This is a genomic window from Mesorhizobium waitakense (assembly GCF_056431085.1).
In genome coordinates this window covers 12431-29493 of the sequence record NZ_JBWKME010000220.1, presented here as the reverse complement: position 1 = coordinate 29493, position 17063 = coordinate 12431, and the positions used below count along the sequence as shown (strand labels likewise).

Annotated in this window: 17 protein-coding genes and 1 tRNA gene; 3 read left to right on the top strand and 15 right to left on the bottom strand. The window is 64.4% G+C overall.

Annotated features, from left to right (window positions below):
* Nucleotides 1-4: 4 nt before the first annotated feature.
* Nucleotides 5-184 carry a hypothetical protein gene (locus AC07FD_RS39145; protein ID WP_167458518.1) on the top strand — a complete coding sequence of 60 codons (180 nt, stop codon included), beginning with the start codon at nucleotides 5-7 and terminating at the stop codon, nucleotides 182-184.
* 97 nt (nucleotides 185-281) lie between these two features.
* Nucleotides 282-455, top strand: a complete 174-nt coding sequence (locus tag AC07FD_RS39140; protein ID WP_477411882.1) for a hypothetical protein — start codon at nucleotides 282-284, stop codon at nucleotides 453-455.
* A gap of 92 nt (nucleotides 456-547) precedes the next feature.
* On the opposite strand, the gene AC07FD_RS39135 is transcribed toward AC07FD_RS39140, so the two are convergent.
* From AC07FD_RS39135 to AC07FD_RS39075, 13 genes are all read right to left on the bottom strand, one after another.
* Nucleotides 548-856, bottom strand: a complete 309-nt coding sequence (locus tag AC07FD_RS39135; RefSeq protein WP_478354154.1) for a UBP-type zinc finger domain-containing protein — start codon at nucleotides 854-856, stop codon at nucleotides 548-550.
* Nucleotides 856-2550 carry an FAD-dependent oxidoreductase gene (locus tag AC07FD_RS39130; protein WP_478354153.1) on the bottom strand — a complete coding sequence of 565 codons (1695 nt, stop codon included), beginning with the start codon at nucleotides 2548-2550 and terminating at the stop codon, nucleotides 856-858. Before AC07FD_RS39130 ends, AC07FD_RS39135 begins: the two co-directional genes overlap by 1 nt.
* Nucleotides 2551-2802: 252 nt before the next feature.
* Entirely contained in the window at nucleotides 2803-3435 is a 633-nt protein-coding gene (locus AC07FD_RS39125) for a hypothetical protein (protein WP_478354152.1), read from the bottom strand.
* A 797-nt stretch (nucleotides 3436-4232) separates the two neighbouring features.
* A complete protein-coding gene (locus tag AC07FD_RS39120) occupies nucleotides 4233-5846 on the bottom strand; it encodes a phage integrase (protein WP_478354151.1) in 1614 nt (537 codons plus the stop codon).
* Between the two features lie 86 nt (nucleotides 5847-5932).
* Nucleotides 5933-6017: transfer RNA gene (locus AC07FD_RS39115), tRNA-Leu, on the bottom strand.
* Between the two features lie 130 nt (nucleotides 6018-6147).
* Entirely contained in the window at nucleotides 6148-6768 is a 621-nt protein-coding gene (locus tag AC07FD_RS39110; protein ID WP_478354150.1) for a 2,3-bisphosphoglycerate-dependent phosphoglycerate mutase, read from the bottom strand.
* Nucleotides 6769-6815: 47 nt separating this feature from the next.
* Entirely contained in the window at nucleotides 6816-7628 is an 813-nt protein-coding gene (gene dapB / locus AC07FD_RS39105; protein WP_478354149.1) for a 4-hydroxy-tetrahydrodipicolinate reductase, read from the bottom strand.
* Nucleotides 7625-9484, bottom strand: coding sequence for an ABC transporter ATP-binding protein (locus AC07FD_RS39100; RefSeq protein WP_478354148.1), 1860 nt, complete (start codon nucleotides 9482-9484; stop codon nucleotides 7625-7627). The genes dapB and AC07FD_RS39100 overlap by 4 nt, the downstream gene beginning before the upstream one ends.
* A gap of 81 nt (nucleotides 9485-9565) precedes the next feature.
* Nucleotides 9566-10612, bottom strand: a complete 1047-nt coding sequence (locus AC07FD_RS39095; protein WP_478354147.1) for a glucokinase — start codon at nucleotides 10610-10612, stop codon at nucleotides 9566-9568.
* Between the two features lie 188 nt (nucleotides 10613-10800).
* The gene (gene mepA, locus AC07FD_RS39090) at nucleotides 10801-11892 is read right to left on the bottom strand and encodes a penicillin-insensitive murein endopeptidase (protein ID WP_478354146.1); all 1092 of its coding nucleotides are present in this window, start codon (nucleotides 11890-11892) and stop codon (nucleotides 10801-10803) included.
* Between the two features lie 64 nt (nucleotides 11893-11956).
* A complete protein-coding gene (locus AC07FD_RS39085) occupies nucleotides 11957-12859 on the bottom strand; it encodes an SDR family oxidoreductase (protein WP_478354145.1) in 903 nt (300 codons plus the stop codon).
* A complete protein-coding gene (gene queG, locus AC07FD_RS39080) occupies nucleotides 12856-14010 on the bottom strand; it encodes a tRNA epoxyqueuosine(34) reductase QueG (protein ID WP_478354144.1) in 1155 nt (384 codons plus the stop codon). Before queG ends, AC07FD_RS39085 begins: the two co-directional genes overlap by 4 nt.
* Entirely contained in the window at nucleotides 13991-14683 is a 693-nt protein-coding gene (locus AC07FD_RS39075; protein WP_109667600.1) for a glutathione S-transferase family protein, read from the bottom strand. The genes queG and AC07FD_RS39075 overlap by 20 nt, the downstream gene beginning before the upstream one ends.
* A 159-nt stretch (nucleotides 14684-14842) precedes the next feature.
* Here AC07FD_RS39075 and AC07FD_RS39070 point away from each other — a divergent pair, with 159 nt between their 5' ends.
* Nucleotides 14843-15649, top strand: a complete 807-nt coding sequence (locus AC07FD_RS39070) for an undecaprenyl-diphosphate phosphatase (RefSeq protein WP_478354143.1) — start codon at nucleotides 14843-14845, stop codon at nucleotides 15647-15649.
* A gap of 90 nt (nucleotides 15650-15739) precedes the next feature.
* Here AC07FD_RS39070 and AC07FD_RS39065 read toward each other — a convergent pair whose 3' ends face one another.
* Together AC07FD_RS39065 and rsmI are read right to left on the bottom strand one after the other, a co-directional pair.
* Nucleotides 15740-16117 carry a YraN family protein gene (locus AC07FD_RS39065; protein ID WP_478354142.1) on the bottom strand — a complete coding sequence of 126 codons (378 nt, stop codon included), beginning with the start codon at nucleotides 16115-16117 and terminating at the stop codon, nucleotides 15740-15742.
* Entirely contained in the window at nucleotides 16110-17021 is a 912-nt protein-coding gene (gene rsmI, locus AC07FD_RS39060; protein ID WP_478354141.1) for a 16S rRNA (cytidine(1402)-2'-O)-methyltransferase, read from the bottom strand. Before rsmI ends, AC07FD_RS39065 begins: the two co-directional genes overlap by 8 nt.
* Nucleotides 17022-17063: the final 42 nt, after the last annotated feature.

Sequence of the window (17063 nt, the reverse complement as noted above, 5' to 3'; positions counted from 1 at the left end):
TATGATGAGCAACAGCCCCGACAAGCGCAACGAATGGCGCGCCATCTTTTACGTGCAAGCCCGCGTTGCCATCCTGTTCGTGCCGGTTGTGGCCAGCCTGCTGATCATAGCCGCCCTTGCCGGCAACGAACGCAAATCCGTTCCCGGCACGATCGACCCGACCGTCACCGGCTCCGTGCGATAAGGCGGCCGCTGGCTGTTTCCCTCTCGGCGAGAGCGGGGTCTTTGGCTGGGAACGCTATGCTGCGTCGGACATTGTGTTTCCAGCGATGGAGGACATGATGACGAGAGCCCTCGACGTGAATGAGAACACCGCGCAAAATCCCAAGCGCCCGCCGCAGCCGCAGACCGATGACGACCTGAAGAAAAAGAAGGTTGAAGGAATAGCCTTCCAGGTGAACGAGAACAGCGTGGACAACCAGGAGCCCGCCTCTGCATCGCCAAAGCGAGGTTGAGCGCGAAATCCGGTCCCCTGACGATCAGGCAAGCCCGGGAAAACCGGGCTTTTTTCCTTTGGGGCTCCAGCCCCTCTGCGCCCGGCGCTGGCTCAATAGAATCGCGGGATCGGACCGTCCTGGGGCGTCGTGCGGTCGCCGAGGTCGAGAAAGACCTCGTCGATGTAGCACCAGCCCCAGCCTTCCGGCGGATCGTAGCCTTCGATGATGGGATGGCGAGTCGCGTGAAAATGCTTGGTGGCGTGACGGTTGGGCGAGTCGTCGCAGCAGCCGACATGGCCGCAGGTGCGGCATAGCCGCAGATGCACCCATTGCGAACCGCTCTTCAGGCATTCCTCGCAGCCGAGCGCGCTCGGCGTCACATCCTTGATCTCAGCCGCATGTCTGCATTCGTCCGCCATCACACTCTCCCGATCAATTGAGGCGCGACGGCGGGGCTGCCGTCTTGCGCTAGATAGGCGTGCAACGCCGCCACCACCTGGGCACCCTCGCCGACGGCCGCCGCGACGCGCTTGACCGAGCCGGCACGGACGTCGCCGATGGCAAACACACCGCTGCGGCTCGTCTCCATCACCCCATGCGCCGATCCCAGGTCTGATCCGGTGCGCACGAAACCGTTGGCATCCAGCGCCACGTTGCAGTGCGCCAGCCAGTCCGTATTCGGGTCGGCGCCGATGAACAGGAAGAGATGGCGGATCGGGCGCGTCGTTTCCACGCCGCTGGCGCGGTTGCGCCACCGCACGGTGGCAAGATTGCCTTCGTCGCCTTCCAGCGCCTCGACCTCGGTCCCGGTCAGCACCTCGATGTTCGGCTGCGCCTTGATGCGCTCGACCAGATAGCGCGACATGCTGGCATCGAGACTACCGCCGCGCGCCAGCAGCGCCACCTTGTGCACGTGGCTGGCTAGGTAGACAGCCGCCTGTCCGGCCGAATTGCCGGCACCGACCAGCGCCACCTCCTGGCCCTGGCAAAGCCGCGCCTCGATCGGCGAGGCCCAATAGTGCACACACGTCCCCTCGAACTGCGCCAGATTGGCGACATCGAGGCGGCGGTAGCGCGCGCCGCTGGCGATCACCACGGTGCGCGTCCGCACGGTCTCGCCATCGCCGACATCAAGCGTGTAACGGGCACCGTCGGTCCCAGCGCTCAACAGCTTTGCCTCGTCGGGTATCACCATTTCAACGCCGAATTTCTGCGCCTGGTTGTAGGCGCGCGCCATCAGCGCCATGCCCGAAATGCCGGTGGGGAAACCGAGATAGTTCTCGATGCGCGAGGAGGCGCCGGCCTGCCCACCGAAGGCCCGGCAATCGAGGACGATGGTCGACAGACCTTCGGACGCCGCATAAACGGCCGCCGCCAGCCCCGCCGGCCCAGCGCCGACTATGGCGACGTCGTATAATTTGTCGGCATCGATCGGCCGCAGCAGGCCGATGCAGCGGGCGAGGTCCTTCTCGCCGGGATTGAGCAGCAGCCGGCCGCTCGGACACAGCACGATCGGCAGATGGTGGAGGTCGACATCGAAGCGCTCGACCAGGGTTTTGGCGCAGAGGTCGCTGTCGGAATCGAGCACGCGGTGCGGCTGGCCGCTGCGGGCCAGGAATCCCTGCAACCGCAAGACGTCGGCATTGTTGACGGGTCCGATGATGATCGGCCCGCTGGTTGCGCTTTCCAGCAGCCCGACACGGCGCAGGATCAGCGCCCGCATGATGCGCTCGCCGAGATTGGCCTCCTGCACCATCAGGTCGCGCAGCCTCTGCGAGGCGATGACGAACGCCTCCACCGGCTCGGCCGCCTGCGCGTCCACCAGCGAGGGGCGGGCCGAAAGCTGGGCCAGTTCGCCGACAAAGCTGCCCGGTCCATGCGTGACGATCGTTTCGCGCCGGCCGAGCCCGCCGTCCTGGATAATGTCGACCCTGCCCGACAGGACGACGATCAGGCCGGGCGCCACATCGCCGGCCGTGACGATGTACTCGCCGGTGGCGTAGGCGCTGGCCTCGCCGAACCGGCGCATGCGATCGATGTCGGCTTCAGCCAACGTGGGAAACGCCTGATCGCGACGGGTGCCGAAGATCGGGTTGGTGGTCGATTGAGACATAGTTTCGACCGTACCGAACCGGCGGCGCAGTTTGAAGCGGTTTGTTCAGCGCCTAGCCGGGAGGAGAGGTTGGCGGCAAAGAAAAAGCCCGGACGAACCGGGCTTTTTCTTTGGGTCTCTGAACCGTCGAATGGTTCGAAACGGGAATTTGGTGCCCAGAAGAGGATTGCGCTCGGGAGCCGCTTCCAGATTGATTCTTAGAGGAAAATTGGAGTGACGTCGAGGCTTTGTAACACAGTGTCGTGACGCAGCCTATGAGATGGCGATGGGGCCAAAGACCTCCTCCTCCAATGCGGGCGGAATGACGCCACGGCTGCCCCCGGATCGCCATATGGTGAGGTGCGAGCGATCCCGAATGAGCCGTACGTCTGACCGTCCTACTTCCTTCAGCCACTCGTTGAGCAGACTGAGGTTATCGGTCTCAAGAAACTTTTGAACGGCAAGCAGGTCCCGCCGGAGGCTCTCGAAAGCTGCTGAAGCATCCTTTATCCATCTGGCAAGCTGCTGGAGGTCTTTGTCCGGTTGGATTGCCAGCCAGCCAATCGCATCGTCCTCACTTTGCCAACTAAATTGCTCGAACGAGACGGTCGCTTGGTGCAAACGCCCCTCTGCCGACACTGAGCGTTTGCCGCCTCTGAGTATGTCGTAACCAAATAAAGGCGTTGCGCTGAACGGTTTGGCTACCGCCTTTAGGCTGCCCCCGGCGGCGGTGTCTACAGAGACGTATTCCAGCACAGAGAGTATGCCGCCGCCTTCTGCCGCGTTTCGGTAGATTATCCGGGCAAGGTCTGGGGAAAGGCCCTTCCTGATGAATCTCACCATCCCATCGAAAGCCCGCACCTGTTGTCGGATAATGTTCGCTAAGGCGACGAGCTGCGCGGGCACCCTCCAGTTGGCCTCGATGGCCGCCTCGTCTGCTATTCGCTTCGTTCTTCGCTCAGCAGCGGCTATCCCCTTGTCCGCCTAAAGCGATCCTGTGGGCGTCTCATTGCTCCAGGGTGGCAGTGGCGGTATCACCTTCAGTCTCCGTGGCCCCTCACCGGCAGCGTCATCGCGCGACCGCTAATCGTCAGCATCGCCGCCATGGCCACGCAACCATTCTGCATAAGACTCTCCCTCCAAATATGCTGACAGGAGCTATACATCTAAACCCTTGGGCAACCAGCACCATCTGCTGCCGCGAGGTGGGCGAAGTCGAATGCCGAATGCCTAGAAGAGTTGGGATGATGGAAGCTAGCCGTGCTCGTCGGCAGGGTTAGTATCAAAACAGAGACAACGAGACACCAACCGAGCGGTCCGGGCAGAGTTGAGTTTGCAGGGATGGTGGCCGCAACGCCAGCGGTGGCGGCTGGCCCTAAGGTCGCGAACGAGCTCAGCAATGCGAATGCCCGAGTGTCAGGTGCATAGACAAGCAGGGGACTCGGAGGGGTGAGGCTCGATTTGGCGAAGGTTGCTTTGGTAACCCGCCTCAAGCAATTGTCGTCACAGATACTGGAGACTACCGGGTCTTAGAGACAGTTTCGGAGGATGTTGTGGCATTCCTTGAGGCGGAGGTGGCCGGGCTTTCGGATCCGAATTTGGGGCACCAGCGTGGGGCACCGGCGAATGGAGTTGATTGAATAAACCATTTAATATCAGATACATACGCTAACAAGAAAAGGCTGGCGGAGAGAGCGGGAAACTCAGCTAGATACGATGAAGGCGGGGAACTTCTCGAACGCGTCCACCTGTGCCTTGAGGCTCACCCCGCCGTAACTTCCACCCACTGTCTTGGAGGCGTGGCCACAGATGCCATCCAACACGCTGTCCTGAATGCCTACCTCTCGCCCAATGGTCTTGAAGAGATGCCGCCAGCCGTGATTGGGGGCCACCGCCTTGTCCTTGACGACTTCCCGCACGAACTCCGTGATGCGGTTCTTTACGCTCCTCCGCACCCCTCGCGTCTCCCCATCTTTCCGTGGCTTCAGGAAGAGGTAGCCGGCAGGGGCCGCCGTAACGAAGTCCGCGAAGCCCTGGTCTATGAGGTGGCGATGTAGAACTACTAACCGCACCTCCTTGTCCTTCACGGTGCCGGCCTCAGGCGTGATCGTCATCACCCAGTATTCGCCCTCCTTGCGGATGTCCTGCTTACGCAACTGGACGACCTCCCCAAGGCGAGCCCCTGAGTAGGCACAGAGCCATGGCGCCCAGCGCTTGGCGGCCACCAGCTTGTCAGACTCCCGACCCTTCCGGTGCTGATGGAGGCTATGGGCAAGGATCGCCTGTACTTCCTCCGGGGCAAAGCCTTTGTCGCGTGTGCGGACAACCTTCGGGCGGGTCACAGTAACGGCCTCAGCGGGGTTGCTCGGCAGCTTAAGGTTAGCCACCGCCCAATTGAAGACGGAACGGAGCCCGGCAATGTCGCTGTCACCTACCGTCTTGGGGCTGACACCCTGTGCAAGCCTATGGTCCTTGAAGGCTACAAGGTTGGCGGGGGTAACCGCCGCCGCATCGTCATTTCCAAGGAACTCGACGAGGCGGGCCGCTGCGCTCTTGTAGCTTTCGTAGGTGCTGATGGTCCGGCCAGCCGCCTTCGCCTCAGTCCACCAGTCTTCTACCAGCCCCCCTAAAGAGATCGCTGCGGCCGGCCCGGTGGCAGTGATGGTGGGCTTCGCAATCTCCAATGCGGGAAAACGGTTGGCCTTTGGGTCGGGCGAATAGTCGCCTGCGGTTTCCCGATCAGCTTGCGCTGAGCCATCCTTGAGGGACCGCAGCACTTCACGCGCTAGCAACTCGACCGACTCCGGGGCGACGTTAAGGAGGCCGTGGCGAGTGAGGATATGGCCGGCCACCATCATTGCGGGGTCCCGGCCTAGCGGGTCCGTCCCGGCCTCCAGCCTTGCCACCATAGTACCATAGGTTCCGCTACCGACCTCTCCCGTGAAGGCACTCTCCGCTTCGGACAGGTCGGGGTCTATCTCCGCCAAGGACCCCCATGCGTAGACATCGCGGGAAAGCGCCACGGCCTGTCTATGTGACAAGACCAAAGGAGCCTCGCGGAGGCCTTCCCAAACGGTTTCTAGATAAGCCAACACTCTTGCTTGCCGGGTCTTCACCTCGCTTGGCGTGGAGGCCCGCAGCGAAACACGGATAGCGTGATCCTTGGCGCTGATCGTTTTCCTTACGATGTCCAGGCCAAGCGGAATGTGGACCGTAACGCCCACCGCACGATCCCGCACATCGGCCGGGATGCGCTGGTTGAATTGCTGATTGATGGTGCCTTTACGCTTCATGGGTCTGACAAGCCTGAAATGCATTGTAGCGCACCTTTGTAACACACATGGGCGAGCGCAATGAATTGAAAAGGCTTATCTAATTGATCCCGTTGGTAGTCGGGATAGAATGGTGCCCAGAAGAGGACTCGAACCTCCACTCCTTGCGGAACACGGACCTGAACCGTGCGCGTCTACCAATTCCGCCATCTGGGCTGGTGCGGGCTCATGTAAGCGGGCAAGCGATGTGTGTCAACGCGCTTTTTTCAAAGCATGATCCCGAAAAGTGGGAACCGGTTTTCGGAAGAGATCATGCCCAATCAAGAAAGGCTTGCCGCTTGCCGGCTCAGCTCTCCAGGACTTCCTTGGAAGCCACCGTGGAATCGGCGTTGAGCGTGTAGATGACCGGCACGCCGGTGCCGAGCTCCAGCTTGACGATCTCCTCGCCCGACTTGCCGTCCAGCGCCATGATCAGCGCGCGCAGCGAATTGCCGTGGGCGGCGACCAGCACAGTGCCGCCGCGCAGCACATGCGGCTGCAGGTCATGCAGGTAGTAGGGCCAGACGCGCGCGCCGGTGTCCTTCAAGCTTTCGCCGGCCGGCGGCGACACGTCGTAGGAGCGGCGCCAGACATGCACCTGCTCCTCGCCCCATTTCTTGCGCGCATCATCCTTGTTGAGGCCGGAAAGGTCGCCATAGTCGCGCTCGTTGAGCGCCTGGTCGCGGATGGTTTTCAGATCGCTCTGGCCGACCGCGTCGAGAATGTGCTGGCAGGTTTTTTGCGCCCGGACCAGCGCCGAGGTGAAGGCGATGTCGAACTTCAGGCCGCGCGCCTTGAGTTTTTGGCCTGCGGCCTTGGCCTCGGCATGGCCCTGCTCGGTCAGGTCGACGTCGCGCCAGCCGGTGAACAGGTTCTTCAGGTTCCATTCGCTCTGGCCGTGGCGCACGAGCACGAGGGTTCTCGACATGTTTGCTCCTTCAAATTGCCAGATTGGCAGGTTGGCAGGTTGGCCGCTCAGCTGAAGCCGAGCACGTCCCGCATCGAATACAGTCCCGGCTTGCGGCCACGCGCCCACAGGGCGGCCTTGACGGCGCCACGAGCGAAGATGGCGCGGTCCTCGGCATGGTGGGACAGTGTGATGCGCTCGCCGGTGCCGGCCAGCATCACGCTGTGATCGCCGACCACCGAGCCGCCGCGCAGCGAGGCAAAGCCGATCGAGCCGGTTTTGCGTACGCGGGTGTGGCCGTCGCGGACGCGCACATCGTTGCCGGCGAGCGCGATGCCGCGCCCGGCGGCGGCGGCCTCGCCGAGCAGCAGCGCCGTGCCCGACGGTGCGTCGACCTTGTGCTTGTGGTGCATTTCGAGGATCTCGATGTCGAAATCGTCGGCGTCGAGGGCGCGCGCCGCCTGTTCGACCAGCACCGCCAGAAGATTGACGCCGAGGCTCATATTGCCCGACTTGACGATCGTCGCGTGGCGCGCCGCCGCCGCGATCTTGGCGTCATCGTCGGCCGAGCAGCCGGTGGTGCCGATGACATGGGCGATGCGCGCCTGCGCCGCGTAGCCGGCGAATTCGACGCTCGAGGCCGGCGTGGTGAAATCGAGCACACCGTCGGCCTTGGCGAAGACCGGCAGCGGATCGTCGCCGATCGGCACGTCGATGCGGCCGACGCCGGCAAGTTCGCCGGCATCCTTGCCCAGATGGGGTGAGCCGGCACGTTCGACGGCGCCGATGACCCGGGCGCCCGGAATAGTGTGGATGGCGCGGATCAGCGTCTGCCCCATGCGGCCGGCAGCACCCACAACGACCAGGCCCATATCGCTCATGAAGGTCTCCCGACCGCCTTTTTCGCGCGGCTGCGCGGCCGCGGAGTTTGGATTGGCTTGGCGTCGTCGACAAGCCCCAGCCCCTTTTTGCCCTGTACCCGGTGGAAGCGGGCATAGACGCTGTGCGGGTCGGCCATCAGCGAGGCATGCGTTCCCTGTTCGACCAGATGGCCCTGTTCCAGCACGATGATGTGGTCGGCATTGACCACCGTCGACAGCCGGTGCGCGATGACGATGGTGGTGCGCCCTTCCATGACCTGGATCAGCGCTTCCTGGACCCGCGCCTCGGCCTCGTTGTCGAGCGCCGAAGTCGCCTCGTCGAGCAGAAGGATCGGCGCCTGCCGCACGATGGCGCGGGCGATCGACACGCGCTGGCGCTGGCCGCCCGACAAGGTCACGCCGTTTTCGCCGACGGGCGTGTCGTAGCCCTGCGGCTGCTGGCGGATGAAGCCGTCGGCCTCGGCCTGCAGCGCGGCCTGTTCGATTTCGGCGTTGGTGGCATTCAACCGGCCATAGCGGATGTTGTCGCGGATGGTGCCTTCGAACAGATAGGGCTGCTGCGAGACATAGGCGATGGAGCTGCGCAGCGAGTGCTTGGTGACCTTGGAAATGTCCTGACCGTCGATCTCGATCGTTCCCGCCCCGACGTCGTAGAAGCGCTGCAGCAGCGCCACCAGCGTCGTCTTGCCGGCGCCGGAGGCGCCGACGATGGCGGTCATCTTGCCGGCTGCGGCGACGAAGCTCAGGTCCTGCAGCACCGGCGCCTCCTCGACGTAGCGGAAGGACACGTTGTTGAAGCGCACTTCGCCGGTGGTGAACCTGGCCTCGGCGGCTCCCGGCGTGTCGCCTTGCTGCGGCTCGAGATCGAGAAGTTCGTAGATCATGCGCGCATTGACCAGCGCGCGTTCCATGCCGACTTGCATGCGCGCCAGCCGCCGTGCCGGATCATAGGCGAGCAACAGCGCGGTGATGAAGGAAAAGACCGCACCCGGCGGCTGTCCAAGAACGATCGCCCGGTAGCCGGAATAGGCGATGACACCGGTGACGGCAAGACCGGCCAGCATGTCGGAGATCGGCGCCAGCCGTTCCGAGACGCGGGCGATCTTGTTTCCCCGCTGCTCGGCGCTGTCGGCGAGCGCGCCGATGCGGCGCGACAGCTCCTCTTCCATGGTGAAGGCCTTGACGATGGCAATGCCTTGCGTGGCCTCCTGCACGGCGCCGATCAGCCGCGAATTGATCTGCACCGATTCGCGGGTGATGCGGCGCACCCGGCGCATCAGATAGGTGACAGTCCAGATCAGCGGCGGTCCGATCAGCAGGGAGCTCAGGGAGAGAACGGGATCCTGGTAGATCATGACCCCAAGAAGGCCGAGCAACGTCACGCCATCGCGCGCGATCGACGTGAGCGTCATCGACAGGAGGTCGCGGATGCCGTTGACGTTCTCGTTCATCTGGGCAGCCAGCCGGCCCGAACGCGTGTCGCTGAAAAAGCCGACGCCGAGCTTCATCAGATGGTCGAAGAGGCGTTTCTGGTAGCGCGCCACCAGATTGTTGCCGACCTTGGCCAGCGTCACCGCCTGGCCGTAACCGGCGAAACCGCGCACGAGGAAGGCCGCCATGATGGCGGCACAAATCCACACGATCAGATCGCCGCGTCGTTCATAGAATATCGAGTTAACGACGGGGCTCATGACCCAGGCGGTGAAGGCGGTTGTCGCGGACACCGCTATCAGGCAGGCAGCGGCAAAAGCATATGACCAACGGTAATCACGGCCGTTTTCAGCGATAATGCGGCGGAGCACCGCCGTGACCGCACGGGGCGTGACTTTCGGCTTTTTGGGTGTTTGAAATGTCAATTCGGAGCGCTTCACAGGTTCCTGCTTCCCGTGGCCGGGTTGCAATTCGGCACTTCTCTTAGCGCCAAGGGGCCGGCTTGCCTATGCCTTGGGGTGACTAACTTCGTCGCGCCAGCGGCGGTCCGCGGTCTGGACTCCGAAGAGCGAGGGGTTTCTGGCATAGGCGGCAAGGCCCAAAAGCGCTGCCAGCGGATGGGTGATCACATAGACCGGCATGGTGCGCATCAGCGCGCTGTGCGGCGCCTTGTCCTCGAAGGCAGCACGGAAATTGCCGACCTTCAGTGCCGGCACGATCTTCTGCGCGATGCCGCCGGTGAGGAACACGCCGCCGCGGCTCATGAACACCAGCGCAAGATCGCCGGCGGTGCGCCCGAGGCAGGTGACGAAGGTCTCCACCGCTTCTTCGGCAACCGGATCGGTCTTGGCCAGTGCCGCGGCGGTGACTTCCGCCGGCGTGGTGAAGGGGGCAGGCTTGCCATCCGCCTTGGCCACCGCCCGGTAGACATTGACGAGGCCGCGTCCGCACAGGATCTGCTCGCCCGAAATGCGGCCCTCGAGCTTTTCGATATGCGGGAAAACCTCGAAATCGCGCGGCGTGCGCGGGCCGATGTCCATATGGCCGCCCTCGCCCGGCACCGGTATCCAGTGGCGAAGCGCATAGACCAGCCCGGCAACGCCGAGCCCGGTTCCGGGACCGAGCACGACGCGCCCGGCGTTGGGCTCCGGCGTGCCGCCGCCGATCTTTTCCATGTGTTCCTCGCCGAGCGCGACGACGGCCAGCGCCTGCGCCTCGAAATCATTGAGCACGACGATGTCGCTCAAGCCGAGGCTGGCGAACATCTGCCTGGGCTTGACGATCCACGGGCAGTTGGTGAGCTCGATCTCGTCGCCGTCGACCGGGCCGGCCACCGCCAGCACCGCCGAATTGGGGCGGACCGACGAACGGTCGAGCACGGCCGCCTGGATCGCCTCGTCGATGGTGTTGTAATTGGCGGTCTGGACGATGGTCGGCTCGCCAGCCTCGGAATTGGCGTCGAGCACGATCGAGAAGCGCGCATTGGTACCGCCAATGTCCCCGATCAGGATCGGAAACCGCAACAAAGTATCGTCATCGCCCATGCTTGGCATGCTCTCGTCCGTCCCCGGCGCCCCCGACGGCGCAACGCCGTTCTCCCGTTGACTAGCGCATGAGTTTGAAAAGGGAAACGGTTTTCGAGACCGGTGTCACGGTGAGACAGGTTCTGCGGCCAAACGGCCACTATTTCGCAAAAATAGCACGGCTAAACCGGTTCAGCCCTGGATAAGCCCTGTAACGGTCAGTTTCCGGGCCGTGGCCGCGGCAGCGGGATGCCGATCTCGGGGGTCGCGGTGAAAGCGTTCATCGAGGCCGGCAAGCCGGCTGCACCATTGGCCGTGGTGGCGGGCAGCGAAGGCGCTTCGGGTTCAGGCGCCGCGGCCACGACAGGCACAGCGCCGCCATGATAGGTCGCGGCCTCGGCGGACGCCGGCCCCGGCGCGTCGAGCACGGCGCGGCATTCCTTCGGCAGGTTGGCCATCGTCATCAGGTCGCGGGCCTTCGGCGCATCCGGGTTCTTGTTGGGCCTCCAGGGCTCCTGTGTGAACCACCAGGCGAGCGGCTTGCCGCAACCGTCATCGGCCGGCGTCGCCTCCTGCGCCTTGCAGCTGGGCGAGCCCGGCTGGCAGCCGATGCGCATGTGGAAATGATAGTCGTGGCCCCAGAACGGCCTGATCTTGCGCAGCCAGTCGCGGTCGCCCTTGACGGTGTCGCAAAGCTTTTTCTTGATGCCCGGATTGACCAGGATGCGTTCGACCTCGGGATAGCTCGCCGCCCGCTTCAAAAACCTCGTATGTGCCGGCGTCCACAACGCGTCCTTCACCAGATGGGTCTTCTCGTCGACCATCAAGGTGGCGCTGATGCTTTCGCGTTGCGCCATCGACAGCGGAGAACTGGGCATCGGCGTCAGCCAGATATCGGCATCGAGGCCGATCTGGTGGGAGGCGTGGCCGGTCATCATCGGACCGCCGCGCGGCTGCGAAATGTCGCCGATCAGCAGGCCTGGCCAACCATCGGCCGCGGCGTCGCGCGACAATTTCTCGATCACCGCGATCATCGCCGGATGGCCCCAGCGGCGGTTGCGCGACGGCCGCATCACCTCCCAGGTCGGGCCATCCATGGGAATGGCGACGCCGCCGGCAAAACAGCCCTTGGAGTAGAAGCCAATGGATTGCGCCGCGGTCGCTGCCGGCAGTTTCTTGGCGCCGAACAGGTCCTTCGCCCGTTCCTCGGCCGCCGCCGGCTGCGCGGCGAGCCCGGCCAGCGCGAACAGGCCGAGCGCTTTGGCCAGCAGTGATTTCCTGCCGAGAGATTGCCGCGTCGCTGTTTTCATGAAACCGGATCCCCACCGCAATCCAAGGCCGAATCATAGCACGCTACGCGCGCCGCTTCGATGATTAGCGCTTCATCGGGCTGCGCGGCTTGCCGTCGCGCCACTCGCCGCTTGCCCACATGTGGTCGAAGGCGGCGCGGTAATCCGGAAAGCGCAGGGAATAACCCGCCGCCTTGATCGCCGCGTTGGCGACACGCTTGTTCTCGCCATAGAAGGACCGCGCCATGGGCGAAAGCTGGGCGGCGTCGAAGGGAATGTCGGGCGGCGGCTCGACGCCCATCAGCTCGGCGGCATAGGCGACGACATCCTGCGGCGGCGCCGGCTCATCATCGGTGACGTTGAAAATGCCGCCTGTATTGCCTTCGATAAGCTGCCAGAGCGCACCGGCAATATCGTCGCAATGAATGCGGTTGAACACCTGATCCGGCTTGACCAGCCGCCTTGCGGTGCCGTTTTCCAGATTGACCAAGGCGTTGCGGCCGGGCCCGTAAATGCCCGACAGGCGCAGGATCGCCACCGGCCGGCCGATGTCCCGGCCCAATTCCAGCCAGTCCTGTTCGGCAGCCACCCGCATCACCGAGCGCTTCGACACCGGCCGGCATTCGGCCGTTTCATCGACCCAGGCGCCGTCATAATTGCCGTAGACGCCGACCGTTGAGAGATAGCCGATCCATCCAAGTGCAGGCATCCGCGCCACGATCTCCGTGCGAGCGGCATTCAGCACGGGATCACCGGCCTCTTCCGGGCCGACCGAAACCACCAGATGCGTTGTCTTTCCCAGCGCATCGCCGATTTCGCCGGTCAGCGCGCCGTCGAACAACAGCGGCACAATGCCGGCCTGCCGCAGCGTCTCGAGTTTATCCGGCGAACGCGTCGTCCCGAAGATCCTGGCGGCAGCATTGCTGGCGCGGGCAAAAGCCTGGCCGGAATAGCCGGCGCCGAAGATGAAGATCTGCTTGTCGCTCATGCATGTGCCCTGGTTGGCCGCGCCAGACGCCATTCGTCGCGCACGGCCTCGTTGTCCTCGATTTTCAGTCCGATAGCTGCCCGTTCGGAATATTCGGCATTGGGCACGAGCCGCGCCAGCGCCCATATTGCCGCGCCCCGCACCAGCGGCGAAGCGTCGTCCAGCAAGGCGCGCACGGGGCCGGCAAGCGCGGCATCGCCGGAATTGCCGGCGGCAATCAGCACGTTGCGGACAAAACGATCGCGGCCGATGCGTTTTATCGGCGACCCGGAGAAGAAGGCGCGGAAGGCAGCATCGTCGAGTTGCAGCAACTGGCCAAGCGGCGGTTCGCGCAAATCGTCGCGCGCGGCGAGTTTTGCCTCGGAAGCCGCCTGGGCGAACTTGTTCCACGGACAAGCGGCGAGGCAGTCGTCGCAGCCATAGATCCGGTTGCCGATCTTCTCGCGGAATTCATGCGGGATCGGCCCCTTGTTCTCGATGGTGAGATAGGAGATGCAGCGCCGCGCATCGAGCCGGTAGGGCGCCGGGAAAGCATCGGTCGGGCAGGCGTCGAGGCAGGCGCGACAGGAACCGCAATGGTCGATCTCCGCCCGGTCGGGCACGAGTTCGGCCGTGGTGAAGATGGTGCCAAGAAACAGCCAGGAGCCGTGCTCGCGGCTGACCAGGTTGGTGTGCTTGCCTTGCCAGCCGAGTCCGGCGGCCTCGGCCAGCGGCTTTTCCATCACCGGTGCCGTGTCGACGAACACCTTCACGTCGCCGCCGGCGCGCGCCACGAGCTTGCCGGCGATCTCCTTCAGCCGGCCCTTCATCACCTCGTGATAGTCGCGGTTCTGCGCATAGGCCGAGATGGCGCCACGGTCGTGCTTGGCCAGCACCCCGCGCGGATCATGATCGGGACCGTAATTCATCGCCAGCACGATGATCGAGCGCACCTGCGGCCACAGTGCCGTCGGTTCGCTGCGGCGCTCAAGCGTCTCGGCGATCCAGCCCATCGAACCGTGAAAGCCGTCGGCGACGAATTCGGCCAGGCGCGCAGGCGCGAGCGGGATCGCATCGGGTGTGGTGACGCCGACGGCATCGAAGCCGGCGCGATGCGCCTCTGCGTCGATCAGCGCGCGCAGTTTTGCGGCGTCAGAAGTCGAGGTCCGCATAATGCGACACCGGCGACAGGCCGCGCACCCGGTCGGTCAAAAGCGGCCGGAAGGAGGGCCGCGACTTCACCCGCGTGTACCATTCGCGCGCCGCGGCGTGCTCGCGCCAGTCGATCTCGCCGAGATAATCGAGCACCGACAGCGTCGCGGCGGCCGCGAGATCGGCATAGGTGACCCTGCTGCCGGCCAGCCAATGGCGGGTGCCGGCGAGCCAATTGGTGTATTTCATGTGCTGGCGGATGTTGGCGCGGGCGGCGCGGATTGCGCCCGAATCGGGCGAGCCGCCGCCCGCCGTTTCCGGCATCACCGGCTTCAGCACGCGTTCGCGCACCAGATGGCGGGTGACCTCGCTTTCGGCCTTGTTGAGATACCAGTCGATCAGCCGGCGGATTTCGGCGCGCTGCATCGGGTCCTCGGCGAACAGCCGCTTGTCGCGCTTCAAGACGCCGCGCGTCTCATCGAGGTATTCCGATATGACGGTTGCGCCGACGATGGGCACGTCGCCTTCGGCCAAAAGGATCGGCAGCGTACCGGCCGGGTTCAACGCCAGGAACTCCTTGCGCCGCGTCCACGGCTTTTCCTCGATCAAGGCCAGCTCCTCGCCATACTCGCCGAAAGCGAGGCGGACGAAGCGACAGGTGGCGAACATGGGGTGGTGGAAAAGCGTCAGCATGGTTCCGCGATGATAAAGCGCACTGGCGAATCGCCGGTCGCACCGGTAAGTCTTGGCCGCCCGCCTAGCGGGCCGTCAGGGTGTTGCGACCTATAGGGGGACTTGCAGGCCATGACAAGCAAGCCGTTCTGTTAGCCGTCACGCCAATCCGAGGTAGCCATGGAAAGCCAGACCATCGTCGAAGCCCTGCTGCTCGGCCTGCTGGAGGGGCTGACCGAGTTCATCCCGGTCTCGTCGACCGGCCATATCCTGCTCGCCGGCCATTTCCTCGGCTTCCATTCGACCGGCAAGGCCTTCGAGATCCTGATCCAGCTCGGCGCCATCCTGGCGATCCTGAGCGTCTATTTCCGCCGCCTGTGGCAAATGCTGCTCGACCTGCCGCATGACCGGCTGACACGACATTTCGTGATCGGTATCCTGATCGCCTTCCTGCCGGCGGCGATCATCGGCGCGCTGGCGCATGATTTCATCAAGACGGTGCTGTTCGAATCGCCAAGGCTGATCTGCATCATGCTGATCATCGGCGGCGTCGTGCTGCTGGCGGTGGACCGCATGAACCTCAAGCCGGTCTATCGCGACGTTGAGCGCTTCCCAACCCGGCTTTACCTGCAGATCGGGCTTTTTCAGTGCCTGTCGCTGATCCCCGGCACGTCGCGCTCGGGGTCGACGATCGTCGGCGCGCTGCTTCTGGGCGTCGACAAGCGGGCGGCGGCGGAATTTTCTTTCTTCCTTGCCATCCCGACCATGGTCGGCGCCTTCGCCTTCGACCTGTTCAAGAACCGCAACGTGCTGAGCAGCGCCGACCTGCCCATCATCGCCATCGGCTTCGTCGCCGCCTTCCTCACGGCACTCATCGTCGTGCGCTTCCTGCTTGATTACGTCTCGCGCAACGGCTACTCGCTGTTCGGCTGGTGGCGGCTGGTGGTTGGCATTGTCGGGTTGGTGGCGTTGATGATCTGGGGGTGAGGCGTGGTCCGCGAAGCGGACGGAAAGCCAATTGCTCGGCTTTCCGAACGATGAACGCCCTGAGCCTGCGAAGGGCGAGCACCGCTCCCCTCAGTTCCTTCCATAAAACGCGTTCTCCACATGCACCGGCCAGCGCCAGGGCAGCACCGCGACCATGTCGAAGCGCATCGACAGCCTGCCATAGTCGGACTGGCGCGACAGCCAGATGTCGGCCGCCGCTTCGATGCGGCGCTCCGATTCATGGCCGATCGCCTCCATGGCTTCGATCAGCGTCCGGCGTGCCTTGACCTCGACGAACAGGACCAGATCGCCGCGCCGCGCGATCAGGTCGATCTCGCCGAAGCGGGTGCGGTGGCGGCGCGCCAGGATCCGGTAGCCCTTGAGCATCAGCACTGCCGCGGCCAGCCATTCGCCGCGATGGCCGCGCCGATAGGCCCTCTGGCGGCTGACGCTCGGGCGCTCAGCCACCACCTCCTCCAGCGGCATCCCTGAGCTCCAGCAATCGCCGATAGAGCGCCTGTTTCTGACCGCCGGTCATTTTCGCCGCTTCCGCCGCAGCCTTGGAGGCCGGCATTTCGGCGGCGAGCGACAACAGCAGGCGGTCGATATCTTCAGGCTCGTCGGCCCTGGCCTCGGCGGGACCGACGCAGACGACGATCTCGCCTTTCGGCGTGTCGGCCGCCGCATAATGGTCGGCCAGCACTTGCAGCGTGCCGGTGCGCATCTCCTCGAACGTCTTGGTCAGCTCGCGGCCAATCGCGGCCTTTCGCCCGCCGCCGAGGGCCTCGACCATAGCGCCGAGGGATTCGGCCAGCCGGCGCGGCGATTCGAAGAAGATCAGCGTCGCCGGCACGGCTTTCAGGGCTTCGAGCCGCGTCAGCCGCTGCCCGGTCTTGACCGGCAGGAAGCCGGCGAACAGGAAGGCGTCCGACGGCAGGCCGGATGCGGTCAGCGCGGCAAGCGGCGCCGACGGGCCGGGGATCGGCACGACGCGGATGCCATGGTCGAGCGCCTCGCCGACCAGCCGGTAGCCGGGATCGGAGACCAGTGGCGTGCCGGCATCGGAAATCAGCGCCACGCTCTGTCCGGCCTGAAGTGCCGCGATCAGCTTGGGTCCGGCCTCGCCGGCATTGTGCTCATGATAGGCCGTGGTGCGGCGGCGGATGCCATAGCGGTCGAGCAGCACGCGCGACACCCGCGTGTCTTCGCAGGCGACGATGTCGGCGGCGGCCAGCGTTTCCAGCGCGCGCAGCGTGATGTCGGCGAGATTGCCGATCGGCGTCGCCACCAGATAGAGCGCCGCCTCCAGCGGCCGGGCCGCGATCTCGGTCTGCCCCACCACATAGCTGCGTTTTACGATTTCGCCGATCACCAGGCACCCTCCGTTCGGCCCTGTTTGGCATGGCTGACGCCG

Excerpts from the sequence above, each read along its gene's own strand:
- AC07FD_RS39070 (WP_478354143.1), top strand. The coding sequence starts at position 14,843 with ATGGAAAGCCAGACCATCGTCGAAGCCCTGCTGCTCGGCCTGCTGGAG.
- AC07FD_RS39075 (WP_109667600.1), bottom strand. The coding sequence starts at position 14,683 with ATGCTGACGCTTTTCCACCACCCCATGTTCGCCACCTGTCGCTTCGTC.
- queG (WP_478354144.1), bottom strand. The coding sequence starts at position 14,010 with ATGCGGACCTCGACTTCTGACGCCGCAAAACTGCGCGCGCTGATCGAC.
- AC07FD_RS39145 (WP_167458518.1), top strand. The coding sequence starts at position 5 with ATGAGCAACAGCCCCGACAAGCGCAACGAATGGCGCGCCATCTTTTAC.
- mepA (WP_478354146.1), bottom strand. The coding sequence starts at position 11,892 with ATGAAAACAGCGACGCGGCAATCTCTCGGCAGGAAATCACTGCTGGCC.
- AC07FD_RS39135 (WP_478354154.1), bottom strand. The coding sequence starts at position 856 with ATGGCGGACGAATGCAGACATGCGGCTGAGATCAAGGATGTGACGCCG.
- AC07FD_RS39085 (WP_478354145.1), bottom strand. The coding sequence starts at position 12,859 with ATGAGCGACAAGCAGATCTTCATCTTCGGCGCCGGCTATTCCGGCCAG.
- AC07FD_RS39130 (WP_478354153.1), bottom strand. The coding sequence starts at position 2,550 with ATGTCTCAATCGACCACCAACCCGATCTTCGGCACCCGTCGCGATCAG.
- AC07FD_RS39140 (WP_477411882.1), top strand. The coding sequence starts at position 282 with ATGACGAGAGCCCTCGACGTGAATGAGAACACCGCGCAAAATCCCAAG.
- AC07FD_RS39110 (WP_478354150.1), bottom strand. The coding sequence starts at position 6,768 with ATGTCGAGAACCCTCGTGCTCGTGCGCCACGGCCAGAGCGAATGGAAC.
- AC07FD_RS39120 (WP_478354151.1), bottom strand. The coding sequence starts at position 5,846 with ATGCATTTCAGGCTTGTCAGACCCATGAAGCGTAAAGGCACCATCAAT.
- AC07FD_RS39095 (WP_478354147.1), bottom strand. The coding sequence starts at position 10,612 with ATGCCAAGCATGGGCGATGACGATACTTTGTTGCGGTTTCCGATCCTG.
- dapB (WP_478354149.1), bottom strand. The coding sequence starts at position 7,628 with ATGAGCGATATGGGCCTGGTCGTTGTGGGTGCTGCCGGCCGCATGGGG.